Source organism: Streptomyces sp. WMMC500 (assembly GCF_027497195.1).
GTDB lineage: Bacteria > Actinomycetota > Actinomycetes > Streptomycetales > Streptomycetaceae > Streptomyces.
The window spans coordinates 4,034,319-4,060,894 of record NZ_CP114905.1 but is presented as its reverse complement, the minus strand read 5'-3'; the positions used below and the strand labels follow the sequence as shown (position 1 = coordinate 4,060,894).

At 74.0% G+C, this 26,576-nt stretch carries 13 protein-coding genes and 2 tRNA genes; 8 read left to right on the top strand and 7 right to left on the bottom strand.

Going from position 1 to position 26,576, the window contains the following annotated elements; all coding sequences use genetic code 11:
• Positions 1 to 14: 14 nt before the first annotated feature.
• Positions 15 to 1,535, bottom strand: a complete 1,521-nt coding sequence (locus O7599_RS17245; protein ID WP_281623047.1) for a DHA2 family efflux MFS transporter permease subunit — start codon at positions 1,533 to 1,535, stop codon at positions 15 to 17.
• Between the two features lie 141 nt (positions 1,536 to 1,676).
• Between O7599_RS17245 and O7599_RS17240 the strand changes: the two genes are divergently transcribed.
• The 4 genes from O7599_RS17240 (at position 1,677) to O7599_RS17225 (ending at position 11,378) form a co-directional block, all read left to right on the top strand.
• Positions 1,677 to 4,724, top strand: a complete 3,048-nt coding sequence (locus tag O7599_RS17240; RefSeq protein WP_281623046.1) for a LuxR family transcriptional regulator — start codon at positions 1,677 to 1,679, stop codon at positions 4,722 to 4,724.
• A 3-nt stretch (positions 4,725 to 4,727) separates the two neighbouring features.
• Positions 4,728 to 5,471, top strand: a complete 744-nt coding sequence (locus O7599_RS17235; protein ID WP_281623045.1) for a methyltransferase domain-containing protein — start codon at positions 4,728 to 4,730, stop codon at positions 5,469 to 5,471.
• Positions 5,472 to 5,590: 119 nt separating this feature from the next.
• Positions 5,591 to 8,041 carry a hypothetical protein gene (locus tag O7599_RS17230; protein WP_281623044.1) on the top strand — a complete coding sequence of 817 codons (2,451 nt, stop codon included), beginning with the start codon at positions 5,591 to 5,593 and terminating at the stop codon, positions 8,039 to 8,041.
• 10 nt (positions 8,042 to 8,051) lie between these two features.
• Positions 8,052 to 11,378 carry a serine/threonine-protein kinase gene (locus O7599_RS17225; protein WP_281623043.1) on the top strand — a complete coding sequence of 1,109 codons (3,327 nt, stop codon included), beginning with the start codon at positions 8,052 to 8,054 and terminating at the stop codon, positions 11,376 to 11,378.
• 111 nt (positions 11,379 to 11,489) lie between these two features.
• Here O7599_RS17225 and O7599_RS17220 read toward each other — a convergent pair.
• From O7599_RS17220 to O7599_RS17210, 3 genes are all read right to left on the bottom strand, one after another.
• A tRNA-Phe gene (locus O7599_RS17220) sits at positions 11,490 to 11,563 on the bottom strand.
• 54 nt (positions 11,564 to 11,617) lie between these two features.
• Positions 11,618 to 11,695: transfer RNA gene (locus O7599_RS17215), tRNA-Asp, on the bottom strand.
• A 139-nt stretch (positions 11,696 to 11,834) separates the two neighbouring features.
• Positions 11,835 to 12,719: an amidohydrolase family protein gene (locus O7599_RS17210; protein ID WP_281623042.1), complete on the bottom strand. Its 885-nt coding sequence runs from the start codon at positions 12,717 to 12,719 to the stop codon at positions 11,835 to 11,837.
• A gap of 179 nt (positions 12,720 to 12,898) precedes the next feature.
• Here O7599_RS17210 and O7599_RS17205 point away from each other — a divergent pair, with 179 nt between their 5' ends.
• Together O7599_RS17205 and O7599_RS17200 are read left to right on the top strand one after the other, a co-directional pair.
• Positions 12,899 to 14,977 carry a SpoIIE family protein phosphatase gene (locus O7599_RS17205; protein WP_281623041.1) on the top strand — a complete coding sequence of 693 codons (2,079 nt, stop codon included), beginning with the start codon at positions 12,899 to 12,901 and terminating at the stop codon, positions 14,975 to 14,977.
• A gap of 228 nt (positions 14,978 to 15,205) precedes the next feature.
• The gene (locus tag O7599_RS17200; RefSeq protein ID WP_281623040.1) at positions 15,206 to 18,568 is read left to right on the top strand and encodes a S8 family serine peptidase; all 3,363 of its coding nucleotides are present in this window, start codon (positions 15,206 to 15,208) and stop codon (positions 18,566 to 18,568) included.
• Positions 18,569 to 18,677: 109 nt separating this feature from the next.
• Here the strand turns inward: O7599_RS17200 and O7599_RS17195 are convergent, their stop codons facing one another.
• Entirely contained in the window at positions 18,678 to 19,874 is a 1,197-nt protein-coding gene (locus O7599_RS17195) for a glycosyltransferase family 4 protein (RefSeq protein WP_281623039.1), read from the bottom strand.
• A complete protein-coding gene (locus O7599_RS17190) occupies positions 19,871 to 21,307 on the bottom strand; it encodes a sulfotransferase (RefSeq protein ID WP_281623038.1) in 1,437 nt (478 codons plus the stop codon). Before O7599_RS17190 ends, O7599_RS17195 begins: the two co-directional genes overlap by 4 nt.
• A 369-nt stretch (positions 21,308 to 21,676) precedes the next feature.
• Here O7599_RS17190 and O7599_RS17185 point away from each other — a divergent pair, with 369 nt between their 5' ends.
• Both O7599_RS17185 and O7599_RS17180 read left to right on the top strand, forming a co-directional pair.
• Positions 21,677 to 23,869 carry a glycoside hydrolase family 6 protein gene (locus O7599_RS17185; RefSeq protein WP_281623037.1) on the top strand — a complete coding sequence of 731 codons (2,193 nt, stop codon included), beginning with the start codon at positions 21,677 to 21,679 and terminating at the stop codon, positions 23,867 to 23,869.
• Positions 23,870 to 24,073: 204 nt separating this feature from the next.
• Positions 24,074 to 25,582, top strand: a complete 1,509-nt coding sequence (locus tag O7599_RS17180; protein WP_281623036.1) for a M28 family metallopeptidase — start codon at positions 24,074 to 24,076, stop codon at positions 25,580 to 25,582.
• Between the two features lie 9 nt (positions 25,583 to 25,591).
• Here O7599_RS17180 and sigJ read toward each other — a convergent pair whose 3' ends face one another.
• On the bottom strand, positions 25,592 to 26,527 hold the full coding sequence (gene sigJ, locus O7599_RS17175) for an RNA polymerase sigma factor SigJ (protein ID WP_281623035.1): 936 nt from the start codon (positions 26,525 to 26,527) through the stop codon (positions 25,592 to 25,594).
• Positions 26,528 to 26,576: the final 49 nt, after the last annotated feature.

Here is a 26,576-nt window from a genome sequence, read left to right as displayed (position 1 = left end):
GCCCCCGGGGGCCGTCAGACGAGGTGGACGAAGTCGGACCGGGTGAGTTCGGTCGCGGGGGGCTTGGTGCGGTCGGGGCGGGGGGTGTTCATGAGCGCGGCGACCACCAGGGCGGCGGCGAGCATGAGGGCGGAGGCCACGGCGTACGCGGAGGCGAAGCCTTCGACGAGGCCGGCCTTGACGACGTCGGGGAGGGGCCCGCCGGCGGCGCGTCGTTCTTCGAGTGCGCCGGGGCCGGGCAGGCGGTCGGTGAGGTGGTCGGTGGTGGTGCTGGTGGCGACGGTGTTGAGCAGGGCGGTGCCGATCGAGCCGCCGATCTGCTGGGAGGTGTTGACGGTGGCCGAGGCGATGCCGGCTTCGTCCTCGCCCACGCCGTGGGTGGCGTAGTTGATGGCGGGGGCCATGACCATGCCCATCCCGAGGCCCATGACCAGTTCGGCGGGCAGGATCCCGGCCGCGTAGGAGGTGTCGATCTCCAGCGTGGCCAGCCAGCCGGTGCCGGCCGCGGCGAACAGCAGTCCGGGGGCGATGAGTGCGCGCGGGGGCACCCTGGGCAGCAGGCGGGTGGCCAGGCCGCCGGCACCGGCCAGGACGCCGGCGGTCAGCGGCAGGAAGCCCACGCCGGTCTTCAGGGCGGAGTAGCCCATGACGACCTGCATGTAGTACGTCAGGAACAGGAACATAGCGAACATGCCCACGGTGGCCAGGGCGATGCTCAGGAAGGCGGAGCCGCGGGTGCGGCTGATCAGGATCCGCAGGGGCAGCAGCGGCTCGGCGGCGATGCGCTCGTGCAGCACGAAGCCCGTCAGCAGGGCGGTGCCGAGGAAGAGCAGGCCGAGGACGAGCGCCGAGTCCCAGCCCTCGGACTCCGCCTCGCTGCAGCCGTAGACGAGGGCGACCAGGCCGGTCACCGCGAGCAGCGCGCCGGGGACGTCGATCTTCGGGCGGGGGGCCGTGCGGGTGTCGGCGGGCAGGGCCCACCAGCCGGCCGCGGCCACCACCGCGATGGGCACGTTCACGTACAGGCACCAGCGCCAGTCCAGGTACTCGGTCAGCGCTCCGCCCGTGACCAGGCCGATCGCGCCGCCGCCGGCGGCGATCGCGCCGAAGATCCCGAACGCGCGGGCGCGTTCGCGCCGCTCGGTGAAGCTCGTGGTGAGCAGCGACAGCGCCGCCGGGGCGAGGAGGGCGGCGAAGGCTCCCTGTGCGGCGCGGGCGCTGAGGAGGGCGGCGAAGTTCGGTGCCGCGCCGCCCACCGCGGAGGCGGCGGCGAAGCCGAGCAGCCCGGTCAGGAACGCGCGGCGGCGGCCGGTGTAGTCGGCGATCCGGCCGCCCAGGAGCAGCAGGCCGCCGAAGGCCAGGGTGTACGCGGTGATCACCCACTGCCGGTCCCCGTCGGAGATGTCCAGATCCGCCTGCGCGGACGGCAGCGCGATGTTCACGATCGTGACGTCCAGGACGATCATCAACTGCGCCAGCCCGATGAAGGCCAACGCAACCCAGCGCCGCGGATCGGCGTCTGTCGGTGCGGTCATGGTCTGCTCCCCAAGGCAGCGGCGGTTGTCGGTGACAGCCTGTCGGGGGCGGGGCGGCCAGACATCGGGAGAGTTCCCCGGTTACCGCCTTAGAAGAGCGCGTCCGGGCCGCCGGGCGGCGCGTGTGCCATCCTCGGTCGGGTGAAGACCCGGTTCGTCAGTCCCGTGTTCGTCGGCCGGGAAGAGCAGCTCGACGCACTGCGGTCGGCGCTCCGGCAGGCCGGCGCGGGCGAGTCGCAGGTGCGCCTCGTGGGCGGTGAGGCCGGGATCGGCAAGACCCGCCTGGTGCAGGAGTTCCAGCGGGACGCGGAGCAGGGCGGCGCCGTCGTCGCCGTGGGCGCCTGCCTGGACCAGGGCGCGGCCGGGCTGCCGTTCGCCCCCTTCGTCGCCGTACTGCGCGCCCTGCACCGCGAGTTCGGCCCCGCGCTTGCGGAGCACGCCGCGGGCATGGAGGGCGACCTGGCCCGGCTGCTGCCCGAGCTGGGCGACGTCGCTTCCGAGGGCCGTACCCGCCTGTTCGAGACGACGGTCCGGCTGCTGGAGCGGCTCGCCACCGACCGCACCGTCGTCGTCGTGCTGGAGGATCTGCACTGGGCGGACCGGTCCACGCGCGAGCTGCTCGGCTATCTCGTACGGGCCATGCCGCCCGCCCGGCTGCTGGCGCTGGCGACGTTCCGCTCCGACGCGCTGCACCGCACGCACCCGCTCCGGGCCTTCCTCGGCGAGCTGGACCGGCTCCGCGGCACCGTACGGCACGTCGACCTCGCCCCGCTCGGCCGGGACGAGGTGCTCGCCCAGCTCGCCGGCATCCGCGGCGGCACCGCGCCCGGGCCCGCCGCGCACGAGGTCTACCGGCGGTCCGAGGGCAACCCCTTCTTCGTCGAGGAGCTGAGCCTCAGCGAGGCGGCGGGGCACGGGATGAGCGACTCGCTGCGGGAGCTGCTGCTGATCAGGGTGGAGTCGCTGGCGCAGCCCGCGATCGAGGTGGTGCGTACGGCCGCCCTCGACGCCGTCGTCGAGCACGAGCTGCTGGCCGCCGTCGCCGGCCTCGACGAGGACGAACTGCTGGACGGCCTGCGGGAAGCGGTCGGCGCCCGCATCCTCATGCCGGTCCGCGCCCTGGGAGCCGACGGCTACGGCTTCCGGCACGCCCTCCTGCGCGAGGCCGTGCTCGACGACCTGCTGCCGGGCGACCGCCGCCGGCTCGGCCGCCGCTACGCGGAGGCGCTCACGGCGGACGCCACGCTCGTCGGCAGCGACGAGCGGGCGGTCCGGCTGGCCGGGTACTGGTACCACGCCCGCGAGCCGGCCCGGGCGCTGCCCGCGCTGCTCGACGCGCTCGCGGAGACGCGCGAGCGCCACGTCTACGACGCCCACCTGGAGCTGCTGGAGCGGGCGATCGAACTGTGGGACCGGGTGCCGGAGGAGCAGCGCCGCGACCTCGTGTGGCGGTCCTCGCTGGAGTCGTACCCGCCGCGGGAGGAACGGCAGGGAGAGCCCGGCCTGCACCTGATCGACCTGCTCGCGGAGGCCGCCCGCGCGGCCCTCCTGAGCTGGGCCCCGGAGCGCGGACTGACCTTCGTCCGGCAGGCGGAGCGGCTGGTCGACGAGCGCGCGGACCCGCTGCGGGCGGCCTGGTTCTGGATGGAGCGCTCGCGGCTGACCGCCTTCTCGGACCGCGGCGACGGTGGGGCGGAGCTGGACCACGCCTACGACCTCGTACGCGACACGCCCCCGTCGCCCACCCACGCGGACGTCCTGCACTACCTCGCCTCCCGGCAACGGCTGCACGACGCCGACGAGAACACCGTCGCGCTCGCCGCCCGCGCCGTGGAGCTGGCCCGGGCCACCGGGGCCGGCGAGCTGGAGCTGAACGCGCGCGCCACGCTGGCGCACGTGCGCGCACAACTGGGCGACACCGAGACGGCCATCGCCGAGCTGTACGAGCTGCGCGAAGCGGCCACCCGGGCCGACGCGCCCCGGCTGCTCGGCCGGGTGAACATCAACCTGACCGACGCGCTGCACAAGCTCGGCAGGGCGGCCGAGGCCGTCGAGGCCGGCCGGGCCGGGGTCGAGGAGCTGAGCCGCCGGCGGCTGTACGGGGCCGCCTCGTTCACCGCCGCGAACGTCGCCGAGTCGCTGTTCCATCTGGGCGAGTGGGACGCGGCGGAGACGCTGGTCGAGAAGTGGCGCGACGGCTCGACCTCCCGGGGCTACGCGTCCTTGCACCTGGTCGCCGCGCGCACCGCCGCCGCCCGCGGCGCGTACGACGCGGTTCCCGCGCTGCTGGCCGCTGCCCGGCAGCAGGTGAGCCGGCTGGGGGAGCCGCAGTTCGAGCTGCCCGTCGCGGTGGTGGAACTGGACACCGCCGCCGGCCGGGGCCGGTACGCCGAGGCGTTCGAGGTGCTGCGGACCTCGCTCGCGTCGCTGCCGCTGGCCGGCCAGGACTGGTACGTGACGCAGTTGCTGATCTCCGGCGCCCAACTGGCGGGGGACACCGCGGGCCTGCCCGGGTTCGACGCCGCGGAGCGACGGGACGTGGTCGACCGGCTGTCCGGCGCGGCGGCGGGCCTGGCTCCCGGCTGGCCGGCGCTCCTGCCGTGGCTGGCCGCCGAACTCGCCCGCGCCCGGGAGGAGGACGACCCCGCCCTGTGGGCCCGGGCGGCCCACGCCGTCGAGCCGAGCGGGTGCCCGCACGTCCTGGCGCGTATCCGGTGCCGGTGGGCGGAGGCGCTCCTGGCCGCCGGCGTGGCGGGGATCGGGTCCGGTCCGGGGGCCGCGGCCGGGACCGGGGCCGACGCCGCGGCCGGGCCCCGCGAGCAGGCGGCGGAGCTGCTGGCGCAGGCGCACGCGGAGGCCGTACGCCTCGGCGCCAAGCCGCTGCGGGAGGACACCGAACTCCTCGCCGGCCGCGCCCGTATCGCCCTGACCACCACCTGCGCCGACGCCCCCGCGGCGCGCGACCCGCTGGACGGGTTCGGCCTGACCGCGCGCGAGCGCGAGGTGTTGCGGCTGGTCGCGGCGGGACGCAGCAACCGGCAGATCGCGGAGGACCTGTTCATCTCGCCGAAGACGGCGAGCGTGCACGTCTCCCACATGATGGCCAAGCTCGGCGCCGCCAGCCGCGGAGAAGCGGCGGCGATCGCCCACCGGATGCGCTTCTTCCAGGAGCCGGTGGGGGATCACTAGAGCATGGCCGTCTACGACACGATCGGCACCACGTACGCCACGACCCGCCGGCCCGACCCGCGGATCGCCGCCCGGCTCCACGCCGCGCTCGGCGACGCCGCGGACGTGGTCAACGTCGGGGCGGGCACCGGCTCGTACGAACCGGCGCACACGGTGCTCGCCGTCGAGCCCAGCCCGGTCATGCTCGCCCAGCGCCCACCCGGATCCGCGCCCGCGGTGCGCGGGGTCGCCGAGCGCCTGCCGCTGCGCGACGACGCCGCGGACGCCGCGCTCGCGGTGCTGACCCTCCACCACTGGACCGACCCGGCGGCCGGCATCGCCGAGCTGCGCCGGGTCGCCCGCCGCCGCGTCGTCATCCTGACCTGGGACCAGCGGGTCTTCCGCGAGCGGTTCTGGCTGGTACGCGAGTACCTCCCCGAGGCCGCCGACTTCGACGACACCCGCGCCACCCCGGTCGACCGCCTGGCCGCGCTCCTCGGCGGCGCCCGCGTGGAGCCGGTCCCCGTCCCGCACGACTGCACGGACGGGTTCGCCGCGGCCTACTGGCGCCGCCCCCACGCGTACCTCGACCCCCGCGTACGCGCCGCCATCTCCCTCCTCGCCCAGACCGGCGAGGCCGCCCTGGCCCCCGGCCTGGCCGCACTCGCCGCCGACCTGTCGACCGGCCGCTGGCAGCACCGCCACGCCGGCCTGCTCCCCCGCGACAGCCTCGACGCCGGCTACCGCCTCCTGACAGCCGACACCTGAACACCCGCCCTCCGGACCGCCCGTTGGTGTGACCGGGCAAGCAACTCGAAGTCAGGGACCCCTCCCGTGCCGGTGTGAAATCTTGGACCCACGTCGACGGTGGCTGTGGAGGTTGTCGGGTGAGCCGGAACTGGGCGCTCTTCAGGCGCAGGTCGCGCGACGGTGCCGCCGGGCAGACCGGACCGTGGACCGACGCCGGACCGTGGACCGACGCCGTGCCGTGGCCGGGCGGGGAGAAGGCGGCCGGGCCGGACGAGGCGGCCTGGGCGCGGGCGCTGGAACTCGACCCGCGCGACCCGGACGCCACGTACAACCTCGGCCTGCTCCACTGGCGGGGCGGGGAGGTCACCGACGACGAGGTGCTGCGGCGCCTGACGGCGGTGCGCCAGGCGAACCGTGCGCTGGACGGCGCCGAGGTGCGTACCCGGTACCTCACCGGGCTCGTCCACCTGGAACGCGGGGATCCCGGCGCTGCGGTCACCCACCTGAGGGAGGCCGCCGCGCGTGCGCCGAACGACCCGGACATCGCCGCGGCGCTCGCGCACGCGCACGGCGCCGAGGGGCCGGATCCCGTCAAGCTCCGGTGCGAGTCCGGCTGGATCTGGTCGGTCGCCGTCACCCCGGACGGCACGAGGGCGCTGTGGGGCGCCGAGGACGGGGCGCTGCGCCTGTGGTCTCCCGGCAAGAAGGGCAGGAGACCCCGGAAGCTCACCGGTCACACCGACGGTGTCCGCCGCGTGGACATGACTCCCGACGGCCGGTTCGGGCTGTCCGCGGCCGACGACGGCACCATCCGCCACTGGGATCTCACGTCCGGCTCCTGTCTGCGCACGCTGACCGGTCACAGCCGGTCGGTGCGCTCCGTCCGGTTCACCCCGGACGGCAGGTCGGCCCTGTCCGCGGGGACGGACGGTCAGATCATCCTCTGGGACCTGAACACCGGCGGGCAGCTCGGCCGAGCCGCCGGCGAACTCGCGATCTACAGCGCTGCGCTGGCGCCTGACGGGCGGCATGCGCTGTCCGGGGAGAACCGCGGGATGGTGCGGTACTGGGACCTGCGCACCGGGGAGTGCCTGCGGACCTTCACCGGGCATACGGACGCGGTCTACACGGTCGCCCTGGTACCGGACGGACGCCATGCCCTGTCCACGGGTGCCGACGGTGAGGTGCGGTGGTGGGACGTCGCCGGCGGCGAGTGCCTGCGTACGCTCGTCGGGCACACCACCATGGCGAGCACGGTGGCCGTCACGCCGGACGGGCGGCTCGCCGTGTCGGGCAGCTCGGACCGGTCCGTGCGGTTCTGGGATCTGGCAACCGGCAGGTGCCTGCGCACGATCGAGCACGAGATCATGGTGCTCGGTGTCGCGCTGACACCGGACGGGCGTCAGGCGGTCGCCACCTTCAGCAACGGGGACGTGCGCGCCTGGCGTCTCGCCGACCGGACGGCCGCGCCGTGGGCGCGGCGCCCGGCCGTCGACCTTGAGACCTCGGCCCGGGAGTTCGGCTCCCACCTGGCGGCCGCCCGGCGGTTGGCGCGTGACGGGGAGGTCGTGGCGGCGGCCGACCGGTTGCGGCGGGCGCGGGCCGTGCCGGGGCACGCCCGTCGGCCGGAGCTGCTGGAGACCGTGCGTCAGCTCGGTGCGCACGGGCGGCGTACGGCGTTCCTCGACATCCGTCCCGTGTGGACGGTGGAGGATCCGTCGGGAGCCACGGGTGTGGCCGTCACGGCGGACGGGGCCCGTGCGGTGTCGGGGGCCTGGGACACGGCGGTGCGGGTGTGGGACCTGGCAGAAGGCGAGTGCGTGCGCGAGTTGTACGGCCACGACGACGCCGTTGCCGCGGTGGCCGTCGTGCCGGACGGGCGCGGCGCGCTGTCCGGCGGCACCGACCAGACACTGCGCTGGTGGGATCTCGCGCCCGGGACGTGCCGCCGGGTGCTCGTCGGCCACGGCGGTGCGGTCACCTCCGTGGCGCTCTCGCCCGCCGCCGACCGCGCCGTGTCCGGCAGCGCCGACCACACCGTGCGCTGGTGGGACCTGGCCACGGGGGAGTGCCTGCGCGTCCTGTCCGGGCACGAGGACGAGGTCGTCGCCGTGGCCCTGACGCCGGACGGACGCAAGGCCGTGTCGGGTGGCGCCGACGGCACCGTCCGGTTGTGGGACCTCGGCACCGGGGAGCACAAGGCGCTGCGCCGGAGCCACCACTGCGGGGTGCGTTCCGTCGCGGTCTCACCCGAGGGCGACCGGGCGTTCCTGGGTGAGGAGTGCGGCAACCTGGTCATGTGGCGGCTGCCCGGCGGACGCCACGCGGACGAGTACCACGGGCACCAGGGCAGCGTCATCGCGCAGGCGGCGACCGCCGACGTCACGCACGCGCTGTCGGCGAGCCACGACCGCACGTTGTGCTGCTGGGACCTGCGCTCCGGCGAGCGGCTGCGTTCGGTGGTCGCGCACGCCGACGAAGTCTCCGCCCTCGCGCTCACCCCGGACGGCCAGCACGCGCTGTCGGCCGGCCGGGACGGCTCGATCGTGCGGTGGGCGCTGGACTGGGCCTACGACTTCGCCGGCTGAGGGGACCGCGATGACACACGACGCCCGTCCGCAGGACACGACCCTGGACCCGGAAGCGGGGGGCGTCGTACCGCGGCCCGTGGCCTGGCGGACCGGGGAGGTGCTGCTCGGGACGTATCAGATCGGGGAGTTGCTCGGGCAGGGCGGCATGGGTGAGGTGCACCGGGTGCGGCACCTCGGCTGGCAGGTGGACCTCGCCGTGAAGAGTCCCCGGCCGACGTTGTGGAGCCAGGGGGCCGACGCGTTCATCGACGAGGCCGGGGTCTGGGTGGGACTGCCGCCGCACCCGCACGTGTGCACGTGTCACTACGTGCGTGTGATCGGCGGTGTGCCGCGGATCTTCGCCGAGCTCGTCGAGGGCGGCACCGTGGCGCAGGCGTTGCGGGCCGGGCGGCTGCGCACGGTGGCGGACATCCTCGACGTGGCCATCCAGATGGCCTGGGGCCTGCGTGCCGCCCATCAGGCCGGGGTGGTACATCAGGACGTCAAGCCGTCCAACGCGCTCATCACGGCGGACGGCCTGGTGAAGATCACGGACTTCGGGCTGGCCAGTGCCCAGCAGCGTACGGGTGGAACCGGCGACGTCGCCGTCGGCGAGTCGATTCTCGCCACGCGTCGCGGGCTCACCCCGGCGTACGCCTCGCCCGAGCAGACCGCCGGGCAGCGCGTGGGGCGGCGCAGCGACGTCTGGTCGTGGGCGGTGTCGGTACTGGAGCTGTTCGCCGGGCAGGTGACGTGGCGGTGGGGCGCGCTCGCCGCCGAGGCGCTGAGTGACGCGGCGATGCCCCGGAGCGTCGTCGACCTGCTGCGGGAGTGCCTCGTCCCCGATCCGGCCGGGCGTCCCGCCGACCTCGGTCCGCTGGCCGAGCGCCTGATCGCCGTGTACCACGCCGAGGTCGGCGTCCCCTATCCGCGCACCGCGGCCGATGCCACCACCTGGCTGGCCGACGGGCGGAACAACGCCGCTCTGTCCCTGATGGACCTGGGCCGCGCCGACCAGGCCGAGACGTCCTGGCGCCAGGCGCTGGAAGTCGACCCGCATCACGTGTACTCGACCTTCAACCGGTACCTCGCGCGGTGGCGGACCGGTCAGATCGCGGACGGCGAGCTGGTCCAACGGCTCGAACGGTTTCGGTCCGCCCTGCCCGGCACCGATCCCGGCCGGCACCGGATGGACTTCCTGATCGGCACCGTGCACCTGGAACGCAACGACATCCCTGCCGCAGCCGACCTGGTGGGACGGGCGGCGCGGGCTCTGCCGGCCGATCCGGAAGTCGTGGCGGTACAGGACGCGCTGGCCGGGCGGAAGACCGTCGACCACAGCCCGGTGAGTCTTGCCGCCGGCAGTGCCGCCGGTGGCCCGGCCGGTACGTTCGCGCTGTCCGGGGACGGCCGTCAGGGCGTATGCGGCGGCGCGGACGGCACGGTGGGCTGGTGGGACCTTCGTACCGGCGCGTGCCTGCGCACCGCCGCGGGGCACGTGGGCGAGGTGTCCTCGGTCGCACTCTCCGCCGACGGGGGCAGCGCGCTGTCGGGCGGCGAGGACGGCCGTATCCGCCGGTGGGATTCCGGCACCGGCGCCTGCGTGACCACGCTGACCGGCCACGACGGACGGGTTTCCGCGGTGGCGTGCACCGACGACGGCCGGGGACTCTCCGGTGGCGCCGACGGCACCGTCCGGTGGTGGGATCTCGGCACCGGTCGCTGCCTGCGGACCCTGACCGGCCACGACGGTGTGGTCAATCACGTGGCAGGGGTGACGGGAACGCGGGCGCTGTCGGCAGGTGCGGACGGCACCGTGCGGCTGTGGGACCTGGGCACGGGCACGTGCGTCCGCGTGTTCACGGGCCACCGTGACGAGGTCAACGTGGTCGAGCCCGTCCCCGGCGAGGAGAGGTTCCTCTCGTGCGGGGAGGACGGCAGCATCCGGCTCTGGGAGATACCCGGCGGTGGGTGCCTGTGGGTGCGGGCCTACCCGCACCCGATCGTGGAGATGCTCGCGCCGAATCAGGTCGCGCTGTCGGTCGGCCCGGACGGACGTCACGCGCTCGCCGCTGACAGCGAGGGCCTGGTGACGTGGTGGGACCTGGCCGTCGGTCGATGTCTCCGCTCGTTCCACGGGCACCGCGGAGCGGTGCGCTCGGTGCGGTTCGTCGCGGACGGCCGCGCCGCGCTGTCCGCCGGCATCGACGGAACCGTGCACCGGAGGGACCTCACCCCTGGTGAACCGGCCGCGTGGGCCTACAGCCGCCCGCGTACCGCCGTCGACCTCCACGCGGACGCCGACGACTTCGAACGCAGGCTGGACACCGCCCGGTCCCGGCTCGCCCACGGTGACGCCCGCTCCGCCATCGCCGAGTTGCGCCGGGCGCGCGCCGTACCCGGGTTCGAGAACGACACGACGCTCGCGACGCTCTGGCGCCAAGCCGGTCACGGCGGGCGGCGCACCACGGTGCTCGGCACCCGCCTGCTACGGCGGCTACCCTCCCCCGCGCACCTGGCGCAGTCGGTGGCGATCACTCCGGACGCACGGTATGCCTTCACCGCCGCCGGCGACTGCGTGCTGCGGTGGTGGGATCTGAAGACCGACGAGTGCGTGGCCACGTTCCCCAGCCACAACGGCTTCCTCTCCCTCGCCGTGACGCCGGACGCACGACGTGCCCTCACGGCGACCGAAACCCTCCGGTGGTGGGAGCTGACACGCCGCACCTGCCAGCGCGAGATCACCGTACCGACCGACAAGCCGGTGTTCGCGGCGGCCATGACCCCCGACGGCCGCCGCGCGCTGTCCGCCGGGGCCGACGGGGTGCTGCGGTGGTGGGACCTGCCCGCAGGCCGCTGCCTCAAGGCGATCGAGGGCGGATTCAGCCCCGTGGCCGTCCTCGCGAACGGCCTCCGGGCGCTGTCCAGCGGTCCCGGCACCGGCCTTCGGTGGTGGAACCTGAACACCGGCCGGCTGGTGCACGAGTTCACCGAGCACACCGCCCATGTGACCGCGGTCGCGGCAACCCCCACCGGGCGGCGGGCCGTCTCCGGTGACGCCGAAGGCACGCTCCACGCCTGGGATCTGGCGGCGCCCGGCCACCTGCGCACGCTCACCGGTCACACCGCGCAGATCAATGCGGTGGCGATCAGCACAGACGGGCGCCACGCCCTGTCCGTGAGCGAGGACGGCACGCTACGCCTCTGGGACCTGGCCACGGGACAGTGCCTGCACCAGCGCGAACTCGGCTACATCGCCTCCGCCGCCATGACCCCCGACGCCCACCATGCGATCACCGGGATGGCGGACGGCGATGCGCTGGTGTGGGAGATCGACTGGGACTACGAGACGTAGGCGTGCCGGCGTTGGCTTACCTGACCCACTGATGTCGGCTGGTGATGTCACCGGCACAAGAAGAGACCCGGACAAGATCACTGTCCGGGTCTTTGTGCTGCTCACACTATGTGGCTGGGGCCGGGGTCGAACCGGCGACCTTCCGCTTTTCAGGCGGACGCTCGTACCAACTGAGCTACCCAGCCCGGTGGCTGGGGACCGGGGTCCCCAGTCGGGTGGCCCTCAGGCGTGCCTGAGGGTGGCGGTCCTGACGGGATTTGAACCCGCGGCCTCCACCTTGACAGGGTGGCGAGCACTCCAAACTGCTCCACAGGACCAGGCTTGCACGAGAGCCAGTCTCGCACAGTGTGACGCGTGATCCCTACCGGGATTCTCCATCGTCGGCTACGGGCCGTGACGTCGCTGGATCAGCGTAGCAGAACCCCCGCCCCGGCCCCTAAACGAAGCGGCGGGGCCCTACAGCCCGAAGAGGCGGGCCGCGTTGTCGTGGCAGACCGCGCGGAGCCAGTCCTCGCCGAGGTCCTGCGTCGTGAGCGCGTCCAGGGCGTCCGCGTACGTGTACGGGGTGTTCGGGAAGTCCGTGCCGAGGAGGACGCGGTCCCGGAGGGCCGACAGGCGGGGGCGGGCGTGGGGCGGGAAGGGGGCCGCGGATTCGGCGAAGGTCGTGAAGGCCATCGTCGTGTCGAGCATGACGTCCTCGTGGCGCTCCGCCAGGGTCAGGAAGTCCTCGTACTCCGGCATGCCCAGGTGTGCCACGATCAGCCGCAGCCGCGGGTGCCGCTTCAGCAGCGCCGCGATCGGCGCCGGGCCCGTGTGGCGGCCGGGGACGGGGCCGGAGCCGCAGTGGGTGACGACCGGGAGGGCGGCGTCCGCGAGGAGGGCCCAGACCTCGTCGAGGACGGGGTCGTTCGGGTCGTACGCGCCGACCTGGAGGTGGCACTTGAACACCCGTGCCCCCTGCGCCACCGCCCGCCGCACGTCGTCCGCCGCGCCCGGCTCCGCGAAGAACGTCGCCGTGTGGAGGCAGTCCGGCGTGCGGGCGGCGAAGTCGGCGGACCAGTCGTTGAGCCACCGCGCCATGCCCGGCTTGTGCGGGTACAGCATCGACGTGAACGCGCGCACCCCGAAGCCGCGCAGCAGCGCCACCCGCTCGGCCTCCTCCTGCCGGTACGTGATCGGCCACGAGCGGCCGACCAGCGGGCCGACGGCGTCGAAGTACGCCCACACCTTCGCCAGCACCCGCTGCGGCATGAAGTGGGTGTGCACGTCGATCAGGTGGTCGAGGCCCAGCGCGCGGCGGAACGCCGCGATCCGGTCCCGTTCGGCATCAGTGCTGGTCACAGTACCCGTCTTCCCGTTCGGCCCACGTGAGGCGACGACGTGCCCGTCTCGATCGTCCACCAGGCGGGACGTCGCGCGTAAGCCGTTTCCGGGCCCCCGGCTCCTCCGCCCGCCCCGCCCGCGCCGGACGCACGGCCCAAAGCGCCCCACTCCGCGCACGGAGACATAAAATGTGGACAATGCGTACCGAAGAGGTCCTCTCCGGGCTGGGTACGGGCGTCTGGCGCTGGGCGGCGCACACCGACCGGGTGGTGCTGGATGCGCAGGCCGCCCGGCTGCTCGGGCTGCCGCCCGTGCGGGTCAACGTCCACGGCTCCGCGGTACGCGCCCGGGTGCACGGCGTCGACTTCATCGAGCTCAACGGCATCCTCGACCTCGCCCTCGCCGAGGGCACCCTCGCCGAGGGCCGGCTGCGCGTCGTCGACACCGGCGGCGACGTCGTACGGGTGGTGCGCTGGCGGATGCGGGCGCAGGAGTCGGCGGCGGAGCAGATCGACGTCGTCGGGACCATCGAGGACCTCAGCGAGGAGCCCTCCGGGCGGGGCGAGGGGCCGCGGGGGACCAGCGACTGGCGGCTGTCCCGCGAGGCGTTCCTGCTCTCCGCCGGCCGCTCGCTCGCGGAGGCGCGCTCGACCGACCAGGTGCTGCGGGTGGCGGCGTCGCTGTCGATGCCGGGCTTCTCGCCGGACGGCATGGCGGTCTTCGCCGTCGAGGGCGACGACCTCGTCCTCATCGGCCAGCAGGGCCACCGCGCCGAGAACGCCGAGCCCTTCCGCACCACCCCGATGGACTTCCCGTTCCCCGCCCCGGAGGCCGCGCGCACCGGCCGCGCCGTGTACATCGCCGGCCGCGAGGAGTACGCGCGCCGCTACCCCGAGGCGTGGCGGCGCGCCGAGGGCGTGCCGCACCGGTCGTGGGCGTTCCTGCCGCTGATGGCGGAGGGGCGGACGGTCGGGGCCTGGATGGCGGCGTTCGAGGAGGTCGTGTCGTTCACGCCGGACGAGCGGTCGGTGCTGACCACGGTGGCGCGGATGCTGGGGCAGGCGCTGTCGGACGTGCACGTGCACGAGTCGGAGCGGGAACTGGCGGAGGGGCTGCAGCGCAGCATGAAGCCGGCGGTCGCGCTCGTCCCCGGCTTCGACGTGGCGGCGCGGTACGTCCCCTCCGGCGGCGGGCTCCAGATCGGCGGCGACTGGTACGACGTCTTCGCGCTGCCCTCCGGTCAGACGGCCCTGGTCATCGGGGACGTCCAGGGGCACGACGTACGGGCGGCGGGGCTGATGAGCCAGCTCCGCATCGCGATCCGCGCGTACGCCTCGGAGGGCCACCGCCCGGACGCCGTGCTGACCCGCGCGTCCGCCTTCCTCACCCGGCTCAACGAGCGGCAGTTCGAGGACCCCGCCGACGCCCGCTTCGCCACCTGCCTGTACCTCCAGGCCAACCCGGCGGCCGGCACCCTGACCGTGGCCCGCGCCGGCCACCTCGACCCCGCGGTGGCGCTGCCCGACGGCACGATGATCATCCACCCCAGCGACGGCGGCCTGCCCCTCGGGATCGAGGACGATCCGGTGTACCCCGTCTCCGAGCACAAGATCGACCCGGACGAGACCATGCTCCTGTGCACCGACGGCCTGGTCGAGACCGGCGGCCACGACCTCTACAGCGGGCAGGCCCGGCTCGGCGCCGCGTTCGCGGCGACGCTCGGCGCGGGCCTGGAGACGGTGGCGGACGCGATCGTGGACGCGGTCGCGGGGCCCGGCGCGTACGTCACCCGCGGACCGCACTCCGGGCGCAGCCAGGACGACATCGCCTTCGTCCTGCTCCGCACCGCGGGCGCGACGCGGCTCGCGCACCCGGAGTCGGAGCGGCACATGTACCTGGCGGTGCCGCAGACCGAGCAGCAGCGCATCTCGGACGCCCGGCACCAACTGCGCGGCATGCTCTACGACTGGGCCACGGCGGACCAGATCGACGCGGCGGAGCTGGCGCTCTCGGAGATGATCGCGAACGTCATGATGCACACGGACAGCACCGCCAACGTCATGGCCGACGTGACGGGACCGCCGGGACGGCGCCTGCTGCGCATGACGATCGCCGACGCGGACGGAAACCTCCCGCACCGCCGGCACCCGGGCGAGATGGCGTCGTCGGGCCGCGGGGTGCTGCTGCTGCAGGAGTTGTGCGACGGCTGGGGCGTGGAGCCGCGCGGGGACGGCAAGGCGATCTGGGCCGAGTTCCGCGAGGACGACGTGCGGTGAGCGGTACGGGACGCAGCAGCCGTACGCACGCCGGTACTTGTCGCCGCTGAACAAAAAAGCGCTCTGAACAATCCCGCCTGTTCCTCCCTGACCTGCGCTTTCGCCCGCCCCGCCCGAGGGAGCCGCAAAACGGAGGGAACCAATCCGTGAAGTTTGGCGGATTATTGCGTGACGGAGGGGTGGGGGCGCCAGTGACTCCTGACCCCTTGAGGCACAGGGAGGGGTTCAGTGCGCAGACACATCAAGAGGGCGGGTTCCGCCGCCTTAGCGGCCGCCGCGGCGGCGGCGCTCACGGCGGGCCTCACGGCCGCGCCCGCGGCGTCCGCTTCGCCTTCAGCCGGATCAGCGGGATCGGCCGGCTCAGCCGGGGGGAACGGCCAGGCGCAGTTCGCGAAGCAGGGCGGCACCTGGGTGACGCTGATCACCGGCGACCGGGTACGGGTCGACGCCGACGGCAAGGCCGCGGCGATCGCCCGCGGGCCGGGCCGCGCGGAGATACCCATCCGCACCTTCGAGTCGGAGGGCCACACCTACGTCGTCCCGCGCGACGCCACCGCGCTCGTCGCCGACGGCACGCTGGACCGCCGCCTGTTCGACGTCACGCTGCAGGCCCGCCCCGAGTACGTACGCCAGCAGCGCGCGGGCCTGAAGCTCATCGTCGACTACCGCGGCGAGAGCCCTCCGGCGCAGAACCGGCTGCACGCCGCCGACGGCACCGACGTCGAGCACCGCTTCCCGCGGCTCAACGCCGAGGCCGTCACCACCGAGAAGGGCGAGGCCGCCGCGGTCTGGAAGGCGCTGACCCGCGTCGAACGAGACGCCGCCGCCGCCGCGCCGCTGGCCGCCGAGTCCGGCGTCAGGCGCGTCTGGCTGGACGGCGTGCGCCGCGCCAGCCTGGACGTCAGCGTGCCGCAGATCGGCGCCCCGGCCGCCTGGGACGCCGGCTACGACGGCGACGGCGTGAAGATCGCCGTACTCGACACCGGCGTCGACGAGACCCACCCGGACCTCGCGGGCCAGGTCGTCGGCACCGAGAACTTCACCCCCGCCGCCGACGCCGAGGACCGCTACGGCCACGGCACCCACGTCGCCTCCATCGCGGCCGGTACGGGTGCGAAGTCGGACGGCAAGCTCACCGGCGTGGCACCCGGCGCGAAGCTCCTCGCGGGCAAGGTGCTCGACGACGACGGCTTCGGCGACGACTCCGGCATCCTCGCCGGCTTCGAGTGGGCGGTCGCCCAGGACGCCGACATCGTCAACCTCAGCCTCGGCGGCGGCGACACCCCCGAGGTCGACCCGCTGGAGGAGGCCGTCAACCGGATCTCCGCCGAGGAGGGCGTGCTGTTCGCGGTGGCCGCCGGCAACGAGGGGTCGGGCAGCCACACCATCTCCTCGCCGGGCTCCGCCGACGCCGCGCTCACCGTGGGCGCCGTGGGCCCGAACGGCGGCCTGGCGGGCTTCTCGTCCCGCGGCCCGCGGATCGGCGACAGCGCCGTCAAGCCCGACGTCACCGCCCCCGGCGTGGCGATCACCGCGGCCGCCGCGCCCGGCAGCGTCATCGACCAGGAGGTCGGCCAGAACCCCGAGGGGTATCTGACGATCGACGGTACGTCCATGGCGACACCGCACGTCGCGGGCGCCGCCGCGCTCCTGGCGCAGCAGCACCCCGACTGGACCGGCGCGCAGCTCAAGGCGGCGCTGTCCGCGTCCGCCAAGCCCGCCGCCAAGCGCGGCGCGTTCGGCCAGGGCGCCGGGCTCATCGCCTCGGACCAGGCGCTCGGGCAGTCGGTGGTGAGCGAGCCGGCGTCGCTGAGCTTCGGCAGGCAGGAGTGGCCGCACCAGGACGACGAGCCGGTGACGAAGTCGATCACGTACCGGAACCTGGGCGAGGAGGACGTGACGCTGGCACTGTCGTCGTCCACCGTGCAGCCCGGCGGCGCCGCCGCGCCCGCGGGGATGTTCACCCTGGGCGCCGACGAGGTCACCGTCCCGGCCGGCGGCACCGCCGAGGTGCCGGTGACCGCGGACACCCGCCTCGGGAGCACCGACGGCGTGTACTCCGTGTACGTCACGGCGACCGGCGGCGGACAGCGTGTCGTCACCCCGGGCGGCGTGGAGCGTGAGGGCGAGGCGTACGACGTCACCCTCACGTTCCTGGGCCGCGACGGGCAGCCGACCACGGGCGGCTCCGCGCTGCTGACGGGCATGGAAGAGGGCAACTGGGAGGTCTGGGAGGGGACCGAGGGCCAGAGCACCGCCACCGTGCGCGTCCCGAAGGGCCGTTACCTGGTCAGCGGCGATGTCGCGACGTACGCGGGCGAGAAGCTGACCGAGTACGACTGGATCAACCAGCCGCGCCTGGACGTCACCGGGGACACCACCGTCACCCTGGACGCCAGGACGGCGAAGCCGATCAACGTCACCGTGCCGGACGAGGCCGCGGTACGGACGAACGTCGACATCAGCCTGGAAGTCGACGCGGGTGACCTGGGCGCGGGAATGGGCACCTTCGTCGACGGCGACGTCGACGCCCGCACCGCGCACCTCGGCCCGGCGACCGCGGCCGGCGAGCTGTACCAGCAGGTGCAGGTGAACTTCGCGGGCGACGAGCGCACCGAGTACCAGACCGTCTACAGCGACGCCAACCGCACCACCGCGTGGACCGGCATCACGCGGGCCACCCCGCAGAGCGAGCTGGCCGAACTGGACCTCACGCTCGGCTCCTCGGCGGACGACCGGCAGGGCTGGGTGTGGGCGGTGCCGTACATCGGCGGCAGCACGGGCGCCACGGCCACCGCGCGGGACCTGCCGTACGAGGGCACGCTGTACGTACGCGGCGGGGACCGCATCAACTGGGAGCTGGAGTACTGGCAGCTCGGCGACGAGTGGGAGGACATCGCGTACATTACGCAGCCGCGCACCTACGCCGGCGGCAGCACGTACAAGGAGTCCTTCAACGCCGCCGTGGTCGGCCCGATTCTGACCCGGGACACCGGCGTCTACCGCGACGGCAACACGATCGACACCCTCGTGCCGATCTATCTCGACAGCACCGCGCACTTCGGCTACTCGGCGTACGAGAACGCGGACACCACCCTGTACCGCAACGGCGAGAAGCTGGAGTCGGTGGCCGACATCCCGATCGGCACCCGGTTCACGGTGCCGGCGGGCAGCGCCGACTACAAGCTCACCACCTCCTCCACCCGCCCGGCCACCGTCGCGCGGACGTCCACGAAGGTGACCGCCACCTGGACCTTCGCCTCCGCCAGGACCGACAGCGCGAAGAAGCTGCCGCTGTCCGTGGTGCGCTTCTCGCCGACGCTGTCGGCGGCGAGCAGCTCCAACGCGGGGGCGGCGAAGAAGGTGCCGGTCAAGGTGCTGGGCGCGGCGGCGGGGGACAACCTCAGGTCGCTGAGCGTGTGGTCCTCCACCGACGCCGGCGCGACCTGGAAGGTACTGCCCGTGCGGGACGGCAAGGTGACCGTGGTCAACCCGGCCGCGGGCAAGAGCGTGTCGTTCAAGGCGAAGGCGGTGGACCAGCAGGGCAACAGCGTCCAGATGCGGATCTTCGACGCCTACCGGGCGCGGTGACCGCGGGCGGCCCGCACCGCAGATGAACAGGTGCGGCACCGCCGTACGGCAGTGATGAGGACGGCCCCCGATCCGGCGACGGATCGGGGGCCGTTCGCCGTACGGACCCTCAGGCGGCCGTCCGTACGAGCTTGCGCCGCAGCCCGGCCCGCTCCGCCGCCAGCTCCGCGAAGAGCTCCTCCCACCGCGGGTGCACCGCCTCCGGCGCGTACATCCGCGACTTGGCGAGCGCCGCCGTGCCCATGTCCACGCGCATGCCCTCGTCGTCCATCAACTCGCCCATGGCCACCGCGAGCCCGTCGATGTCCCGCGGCGGTACGAGCAGCCCCTCCCGGCCGTCGGTGAGGACGTCCGCGGGGCCCGTCGGGCAGTCGAAGCTGACCACGGGCAGCCCGTGCGTCATGGACTCGATCATCACCATCGGCAGGCCCTCGAAGCGCGAACTGAGCACGAACATCGACGCCTTGGCCAGCTCGTCGTCGAGGTGCGGCGTGAAGCCCATGAGGAAGACGTGGTTGTAGACGTGGTGCTTGTCGATGAGCTTGCGCAGATGCGCTTCCCTGTCGCCGTTGCCGAAGATCCGCAACTGCCACTCGGGGCGCTCGGCGACCGCCTTCGCGAACGCCGGAATGAGCATGTCGAAGCCCTTCTGGCCCTTCAGCCGGCCGGCGGCGACGGCGACGGGGTTCGCGTACGACGACTGCCGCTTGCGCCCGGTGTGGACGGCGTTGGGGATGCACACGACGCGGGTGCCGGGGAGCAGCCGCGCGTACTCCTCGCGGTCGCGCTCGGTGAGCACGGCGACCGCGTCGAAGCGCGGGTAGAGGCGGACGATGGCGGTGCCCACGTCCAGCGGGTGGGTGGCGAGGTTCATGTGCTCCTGGCCGACCCGGACGACGTCCGTGCTGGCGTGCTGGGCGGCCAGGATGTTGAGCGCGGGGCGGGTGGTGACGAGCACCCCGCCGCGCAGCCGGGCCATCCAGCGGATCACCCGCGACTCCACGTCCCGGGTGAAGTGCTCGCGCGCGACCTCGCCGTTCGGTACGAACCGGGAGGCCCGGCCGCGGCCGCTGAACCGGGCGGCCCACGCGGACGGCTCGGGGGCGGGCGGCGCGCCGTAGGAGTCGACGATGGCGGTCACGCGCACCCGGCGGTCCAGCGGGAACCGGGGCGACTTGCGGCGGCGTACGACGCTGACGACCTCGACGTCGTGCCCGGCCGCCGCCATGGAGCCGGCCTGGTTGAACACGGTGCGGATGGTGCCGCCCTTGCCGTACGCGTTGAGGAGCAGATAACGGATCTTCATGAGGCCGTCCGGGAGAGGTCGTCGCGGAGCTGGCACGTGATGGAGAGGTTGTTCCGGACCGTGTAGTAGGGCTTCACCTGGATCGTGTCGGCGTCGGACGACACGGACTGCGCGGGGAAGACCACGATGTTCTTCTTCTGCTCGATGTCGTGCAGCGTCCGCGGGGCCTGGAGCCGTACGCGGCGGACGTCCCCGTCCGTGTCCGCGGTGAGGTGGAGATCCCACTTCGCGGGCAGCGCGATGCCCGGGGGCGCCAGATCGGCGACGGGCACGCTCACCTCGAAGGTCGCGCCGTGGAGCGTCGCCGGGTAGTCGAGGTGGTGCTCGGGCGCGCCGGTCATCGAGACGGCCAGCCGCCACCGGACGGCGGGGTCTCCGGCCGGGTCCGCAGCCGGGTCTGCGGTCGGGTCCGAGGTCAGGCCCGCGGTCAGGTCCGGGGCCGGCGGGGCGCCCAGGAAGCGGCCGGCGATGCGGATGAGGCCGTCGCGCGGCCAGACCCCGGTGACCTCGGCGCTGAGGGTGCCGGCCGGGGTAGCGGGGTCGCTGAGATAGCCCCAGGCGATGCTGATCTCGCGCAGCGCCTCGGGGACCTCGGCGGGCTCGGGCAGCGCGCGCCCCTGCTGGACGCGCCCGCTGCGGATCTTCTCCTTCCAGTCGCCGAGGCCCTTCGGCAGCTCGCCCTCCTCCCGGGTGCCGTAGTCGAGCATCTCCGGCTCGTACTCGATGCCGAGGAAGCCGCAGATGCTGCGGAGCACGCCCTCGGGGTCGGTGGTCAGGTCCTCGTAGCGCACGACGTGCCCGGGCAGCTCGCGGCGGGCGCGCTCGGTGGCCCGCGTGTAGTGCAGGGTCTGGACCGCGGCCTCCTCCGGGGTGCGGCTGGAGGGGTCGGCCTCGTACCAGGACTGCGCGATGGAGACGGGGTGGCGCAGCAGGAAGACGAAGCGCGCGTCGGGCCAGCAGGTGGCGATGCGCTGGAACGCGAAGGCGTTGTTCGGCGTCTTCTCGACCAGGACGTCCTTGCCGGAGCGGACGAGCTCGCGGTGGAGCACGCGGTCCCAGAGCAGGTGCTCCAGGTCGGTCCGCTGGAGGTCGAGTTCGCTCATCGCCTCGACGGCGAGATCGGTGCCGGCCGTGACCTCCAGTCGGCGCACGTGCAGCTCGTGCGGGGCGTGCAGGCGGGAGTGGCCGCCGAGGAGCATGCGCAGCAGGGTGGCGCCGGAACGTACCGGGGTGATGAGGAAGACGGGCTCCCGTACCAGCCGGTCGACCTGCGGGTTCGTGGGCGGGCGGTAGTCCGGCAGGCGGCCGGCGCGTACGGCGAGGGCTGCGGCCTTGGTCTTCTTTTTTTGCGGCCGGGGGGCGCGCCGGATCTGGAGGCCGGTCCATCGGCCGAGTGCTCTGTTCAGTAGCCGCAGCATTGTCCGCCCGTCCATGCGAGAGGTGTTTCCGGCCCGGAAAACGACGCGGCGGGCAAAGGGTTGCGCCCCGGCGGATTCTTCAGATCTCCGTACGAGGAACGGCGCCGGTGGGGCGGGGGGCGCGGGAACGGGTCGTGCGCGGGGGGTTGACGGCCCCGCGGGCTTGCCAGATGGTGGGAGCGCTCCCATAGCTTCAAGCCTTGGACGCAGTACGCACCTTGCACGGACGTGACGAGGCGCATGCCCATACCGGACATGTGCCCCAAGAGCGTCGAGGGCACTCCCCCACGTGCCGCGCACGCACGCGAAGCCCCGGTGGCGGGAGAGCCTTCCCGCTGCATCCCGCCACCGGTCCCGCTATCCGAGAGGAGCACGAGAACCGCGATGACAGCGCGAACAAGCACCGGTGGAAGCAGCCCCGGCCGCGGCGGCAGCCGACGACGACGCACCGGCACCCCGGCCCGTACCCGGCACAGACCCGGACGCAGACCCCTGCGCCCCGCGGCGATCCTCGCCGCACTCGCCGTCGGCGCCGCCCTGGTCCTCACCGGCACCGCGGCGCCCGCCGCCGGCGCCGCCGCCCGCGTGGACAACCCGTACGCCGGCGCCACCCCGTACGTGAACCCCCAGTGGTCCGCGAAGGCCGCGGCCGACGGCGGCGCCGCCATCGCCGACCAGCCCACCTTCGTCTGGATGGACCGCCGGGCCGCCATCGGCGGCGTCGGCGAGGCGTGGGGCCTCAAGCGGCACCTGGACGAGGCGCTGGCGCAGGACGCCGACCTCTTCCAGGTCGTCATCTACAACCTGCCGGGCCGCGACTGCGCCGCGCTCGCCTCCAACGGCGAGCTGAAGCCCGAGGAACTCGACGTCTACAAGTCCCAGTACATCGACCCGATCGCCGACATCCTCGCCGACCCCAAGTACGCGAGCCTGCGCATCGTCACGCTCATCGAGCCCGACTCGCTGCCCAACATGGTCACCAACGCCGGCGGCACGGCCGGCTCCACCGACGCCTGCGTACGGATGAAGGAACTCGGCAACTACGAGAAGGGCGTCGGCTACGCGCTGGACACCCTGGCCGCCATCCCGCACGTCTACACCTACGTCGACGCCGCCCACCACGGCTGGCTCGGCTGGGACTCCAACCTCGCCCCGGCCGTGGACGAGTTCAAGAATGCCGCCACCTCCGAGGGCGCCACCGTCGACGACGTGCACGGCTTCATCGTCAACACCGCCAACTACTCCGCCCTGAAGGAGCCGCACTTCGAGGTCGGCGGCAACGTCGGCGGCACCCCCGTGCGGCAGGCGAAGTGGATCGACTGGAACCAGTACGTGGACGAGCTGACCTACGCGCAGGCGCTGCGCGACCTGCTCGTCTCCCGCGGCGGCTTCGACCCCGGCCTCGGCATGCTGGTCGACACCTCCCGCAACGGCTGGGGCGGCGCCGCCCGGCCCACCGGCCCCGGGCCCACCACCTCCGTCGACGCCTTCGTCGACGGCGGCCGCGTCGACCGGCGCATCCACGCCGGCAACTGGTGCAACCAGTCAGGCGCCGGCCTCGGCGAGCGCCCGGTCGCCGCGCCCGAGCCGGGCATCGACGCCTACGTGTGGGCCAAGCCGCCGGGCGAGTCCGACGGCTCCAGCGAGCCCATCGACAACGACGAGGGCAAGGGCTTCGACCGGATGTGCGACCCCACGTACGAGGGCAACCCGCGCAACGGCAACAACCCGCCCGGCGCGCTGCCCGACTCGCCGCTGGCCGGCCACTGGTTCCCCGCGCAGTTCCGCGAGCTGGTCGCCAACGCCCACCCGCCGGTCGGCGGCTCCGGCCCCGGCGACGACACCGAGGCGCCGACCGTGCCCGCCGGTCTTGCGGTGACCGGGACGACGGGCGCGAGCGTCTCCCTGTCGTGGACGGCGTCGAGCGACGACGTCGGTGTCACCGCGTACGACGTCTTCCGCGACGGCACGCAGGTCGGCTCGACGGCCGGCACCGCGTTCACGGACGGCGGGCTCACGGCGGCCACCTCGTACGCCTACGCCGTCCGCGCGCGCGACGCGGCGGGCAACGCCTCCGCGCGTACGGCACCCGTGACCGCCACCACCGGCGACGGCGGCGGCGGAGGCGGGCCGGTGAAGGTGCAGTACGTGAACACCGACACGGCGATGAGCGACAACCAGATCCGGATGGGCCTCCGACTCGTCAACACCGGCGGCACGCCCGTCGACCTGGCGACGGTCGAGGCCCGCTACTGGTTCAGCGGCGACACCGGCGCGACGTCGTTCGCGACATGGTGCGACTGGGCCGCCGCCGGCTGCGGCGCCGTCACGCACGGCGTACGCGCCTCCGGCTCGGCGGCGCCCGGCGCGGACCGGTACCTGGCGGTCGGCTTCGCCTCCGGCACGCTGGCGCCGGGCGCGTCGACCGGCGAGATCCAGGTGCGGCTGGCGAAGAGCGACTGGTCGGGCTTCGACGAGTCCGACGACTACAGCCGCGCGACGCACACCGCCTGGGCGGACAACCCGCGCGTCGGCGTCTACACCTCCGGCGCGCTCACCTGGGGCACCGCCCCCTGACGGGCCGGGCGGACCCTCCCCCGCCCGCCCACCCCGGACCCCCGTGTCCGGGCCCGACGCCCCCACCCGGCCCACCACCGGTGTGGGGGCGTCTTGTTCCCGGCCGCGGGGGTTGTCAGTCGCTCCGGCGTCAACGAGCATGACAGCGCCCGTCGTTGACCCGACCGACATGACCACAGCCGCCGCCGTGGAGGGGAGATCCCCGTGTCACCGCAACCGCGAGGTTCCAGGGGTACGAGAGGGACGAACCGGAGAACGGTCCTGGCGGCCGGCGCCGCCGCCACCGCCGGAGTCGCCGCGGGCCCGCCCGCCTCGGCCGCCCCCGCGGCCGGCCCCGCCGCCACCGAGCCCACCGCCCCGGAGTCCGGCGCCCCCGAGTCCGGTGCCCGGGGCGCCGGCGCGGACGGCGCCCTCGACGGGCCACCCGCCACGGCCCAGCGCCCCGGCCGCGAACTGCGCGCCCTGCTCGCCGAGATCGACCCCGACCGCATCGAGGCCGACGTCCGCCGCCTCGCCGCCTTCGGCACCCGGCACACCCTCTCCGCCCAGGACGACCCCGAGCGCGGCATCGGTGCCGCCCGCGACTGGATCCACCGCCGGCTGCGCCGGCACGCCGCCGCGTCCGGCGGCCGGATGACCGTCGAGCTGCAGTCGTACGTCCAGCAGCCCGCCAACCGCATCCCCGTCCCCACCCGCATCACCAACGTCGTCGCCACCCTGCGCGGCGACACCGACCCCGACCGCGTCTACGTCGTCTCCGGCCACTACGACTCCCGCGCCAGCGACGTCATGGACGCCACCTCCGACGCCCCCGGCGCCGACGACGACGCCTCCGGCGTCGCGATCGCCATGGAGCTGGCGCGCATCCTGGCCACCCGCCGCACCGCCGCGACGATCGTGCTGGCCGCGGTGGCGGGGGAGGAGCAGGGGCTGTACGGGGCCGCGCACATGGCGGAGCAGTTCCGGGTCCGCGGCACCCGCGTCCAGGGCATGTTCACCAACGACATCGTGGGCAGCTCCACCGCCGACGACGGCACCCGCGACCCGCACACCGTGCGGCTCTTCGCCGAGGGCGTCCCCACCGCCGAGACCCCCGACGAGGCGAACACCCGCCGCTCGGTCGGCGGCGAGAACGACTCCCCGGCGCGCCAGCTCGCCCGCTTCGTACGCGACGTGGCCGCGGGCGACGCGACGGGCATGGACGTCCGCGTCATCTACCGCCGCGACCGCTATCTGCGCGGCGGCGACCACATCCCGTTCCTCGAACGCCGCTTCCCCGCCGCCCGCTTCACCGAACCCGCCGAGGACTACGCGCACCAGCACCAGGACGTCCGCGTGGAGGACGGCAAGCAGTACGGCGACCTGCCCGAGTTCTGTGACTTCGGCTACATCGCGCGCGTCGCGCGGGTCAACCTCGCCGCCGTCTGGACCCTCGCGCAGGCCCCGGGCACGCCGACGGGCGCCGGGATCGTCACCTCCGCGCTGACCAACGACACCGAACTGGTCTGGGACCGCGGCACGGAGCCGGACCTCGCGGGCTACGAGGTGGTGTGGCGGGAGACGACGGCGCCGGAGTGGACGCACGTGGAGCCGGTCGGCGACGTGACCCGGCACACCGTGCCGGAGTCGAAGGACAACCTCTTCTTCGGCGTCCGCGCGGTGGACCGGGAGGGCCGCCGCAGCCCGGTGGCCTTCCCGGTCCCGCGCAGGTGAGCGGCCCGCTCAGTCCAGGTCCGGGACCATCGCGAGCTTGTCGGGGTTGCGCATGATGTTGATCGCGCTGATCCGCCCCGCGTCCACCGTGAACGACGTGACAGCAATCTGCCCGTCGGCCTCGCGGGTCACCAGCCCCGCCGTGCCGTTGACCTCGATCGGGCGGATGTCCAGCGGCCCCACGGCGTCGGCGTGCCCCAGGATCATCGGCGCCACCCGCGCCGCCTCGCGCTCGATGTGCTGCAGCGTGGCGACCTTGCCGCCGCCGTCGCCGCGCATCACCACGTCCGGGTCGAGCAGCGCGATCAGCCCCGGCAGGTCGCCGTTCTGGCACGCCGCCGCGAACGCGTCCACCAGCTCCCGCTGCTGGGCCTCCGTCGCCGGTGTCCGCGGCCGGCCGTCCTCCACCTGCTTCCGCGCCCGCGACGCCAACTGCCGTACGGCCGCAGGCGAGCGGCCGACGACGTCGGCGATCTCGGGGAACGGGACGCTGAACACGTCGTGCAGCACGAACGCGGTGCGCTCGGCCGGCGACAGCCGCTCCAGCACCACCAGCAGCGCCATGCTCACCGACTCGTCCAGCGTCACCCGGTCGACCGGGTCGTATGAGCGGTCCGCGACCAGCGGCTCCGGCAGCCACGTGCCGACGTACTGCTCGCGCCGCGCCCGCGCGCTGCTCAGGGCGTCCAGCGCCAGCCGGCTGACCGTCGTCGTCAGCCAGGCGCCCAGGTCCCGTACGGTGCCTGGGTCGTCGAGCCGGCGCAGCCGCAGCCACGCCTCCTGCACGCAGTCCTCGGCCTCCACCAGGGAGCCGGTCATGGTGTACGCCACGCGCAGCAGCCGGGGGCGGTTGGCCTCGAAGGACCGCGCGAGCAGCTCCTCGGTGTCCCGGGCGGTGTCTTGTGGGGTGTTTCGTCTGGTGTCCCGTACGTCCCGCTTCATCATTCCCCTGTCCCGTACTGGGCGAAAAACGGTCACGTTGTGGCACGGACCC

What these genes read in the sequence shown, in the direction of transcription:
- O7599_RS17245 (WP_281623047.1), bottom strand. Translation starts at nt 1,535, where the DNA reads ATGACCGCACCGACAGACGCCGATCCGCGGCGCTGGGTTGCGTTGGCC.
- O7599_RS17235 (WP_281623045.1), top strand. Translation starts at nt 4,728, where the DNA reads ATGGCCGTCTACGACACGATCGGCACCACGTACGCCACGACCCGCCGG.
- O7599_RS17225 (WP_281623043.1), top strand. Translation starts at nt 8,052, where the DNA reads ATGACACACGACGCCCGTCCGCAGGACACGACCCTGGACCCGGAAGCG.
- O7599_RS17205 (WP_281623041.1), top strand. Translation starts at nt 12,899, where the DNA reads ATGCGTACCGAAGAGGTCCTCTCCGGGCTGGGTACGGGCGTCTGGCGC.
- O7599_RS17195 (WP_281623039.1), bottom strand. Translation starts at nt 19,874, where the DNA reads ATGAAGATCCGTTATCTGCTCCTCAACGCGTACGGCAAGGGCGGCACC.
- O7599_RS17190 (WP_281623038.1), bottom strand. Translation starts at nt 21,307, where the DNA reads ATGGACGGGCGGACAATGCTGCGGCTACTGAACAGAGCACTCGGCCGA.
- O7599_RS17185 (WP_281623037.1), top strand. Translation starts at nt 21,677, where the DNA reads ATGACAGCGCGAACAAGCACCGGTGGAAGCAGCCCCGGCCGCGGCGGC.
- sigJ (WP_281623035.1), bottom strand. Translation starts at nt 26,527, where the DNA reads ATGATGAAGCGGGACGTACGGGACACCAGACGAAACACCCCACAAGAC.